1 protein-coding gene is annotated in these 1580 nt (G+C 66.4%); it reads right to left on the reverse strand.

The features are described 5' to 3' along the window. On the reverse strand, positions 1-1580 hold a 1580-nt coding region (locus AC1D15_RS31370), incomplete at both ends, for an Ig-like domain-containing protein (protein WP_477829114.1).

A 1580-nucleotide genomic window follows, 5' to 3' on the forward strand; every position in this document is an offset into this window, starting at 1 on the left:
CCACCGGCTCGGTGAAGGTGGCCACGCCGGGCGCCTGGATGGTGATGTCGAAGGTGTGCTGCAACACGCCTTCGGGCAACATGTCTTTGACGAGCTCCGGCGGCACGGTGGACACGCCTAGCTTCGTGTTGCTGACCGGCTTGCCATCGAAGCCAATGCCGCGCCCCGGATTGATCTTCAGCGTGAGCGCCTGGCGCTGCTGGTCGGTGAGCTGCGGCGCGGCGCGCGGGTCGTCAACCCGTATCACGGTCGGCTCGGTGTCGCTGACTTCTTGCAGCACGCTCAGTGGCACGCGCGGCAGATAGATCTCGCGCCGAGTGGTGTTGGCAAGGCGTTCCTCGACCGCGCCCATGCTGCCCATCATGGTGTTGGTGATACCGGCCTGGATCGCGGCATCCATCACCATTTCGGGGAAGAACACGCCGGCCGGTGCATTCGCCGCGGTGCGCCCATCGACCACCAGCTTCAGGTCGCCTGCCGGTACCTCGTTGAACTCGAACTCGCCGTTGGCGTCGGTGAAGATCACGCGATCTTCCTGGCCGAGGATGAACACCATCGCATGGGCGATCGGGAGCAAGAACACATCGTCCGCGGTGTGGATCACGCCGTCGGGCCCGCGGCGGATGTCGTCAAAGCTCATCGGCTTCAAGTCGGGGCCCGGGTCCAGCACTTTGCCGATGATGCGCGTGCCGGCCACGCCGCTGCGGCTCACGGTAGTGAAGCTGACGCGTTGCACGCCGCCGGCCTCACCATTGTTGTCGGAGTCCAGCAAGGCGCCATCGGCGGCGGCGCGTATCAGCCCGCCGTCCAGGTGCACGGTGATGCGCGAGCCGCCGGGCAGCGGGCTTGCAAAGAACATCCAGACAAAGCTGCCATCAACGGCGGGCACGAGCGTGCTGGCCAGCTTGCTGCCATCCGGCGCGGTGGCAAACAGGCTGTCGGCCGTCAAGGTGGCGGGGTTGACGGCGCGCGAGAACTGGATGAAGGGCCGCTGCGTCACGCCCACATTGACGCTGCCATCGGTGGGCGAAAAGCCGCTGAGCATGAAGAGCGGCAGCGCAGCCACATTGACATGCAGCGTGGTCGAGCCCGCGTTGCCGGCGCTGTCGCGCGCGGTGACGCTGAGCGTGTGGCTGCCGATTGTCAATGTGCTGAAGTCCAGCGCGCTGTCAAAGCTGCCGCTTTCGTCAAAAGGCAGCTGGCGGATGATGCCGCCATCGAACTGGTAAGAAAGCTGCGCGAGCACGCCGCCGTGCACGCTGGCGTTGCCGGCCAAGCGGCTGCTGGCTTGCAAGCCGTCGCCTTCGGCCAGGCTTGTGAGGCTGACCTGGGGGGCCAGGGTCACCAGCGTGAAGGCGCGCGTCAGCGCTGCGGACTGGTTGCCGGCGGCGTCGCTTGCGCTGAGGGCCACGCTGTGCGAACCATCGGCCGAGCCGTCAGTGGCAAACGTGGTGGTGAAGCGGAACCTGCCTTGCGCATCAAGGGCCAGGTCTTGCGCTGTGCCGCCGTCAACGCGGATTTGCGCGCCGGCCACACCGGACAGATTGTCCAGCACTTGGCCGGTGATGACGAGGTTGGTG

The organism is Rhizobacter sp. P2_H2 (assembly GCF_056403375.1).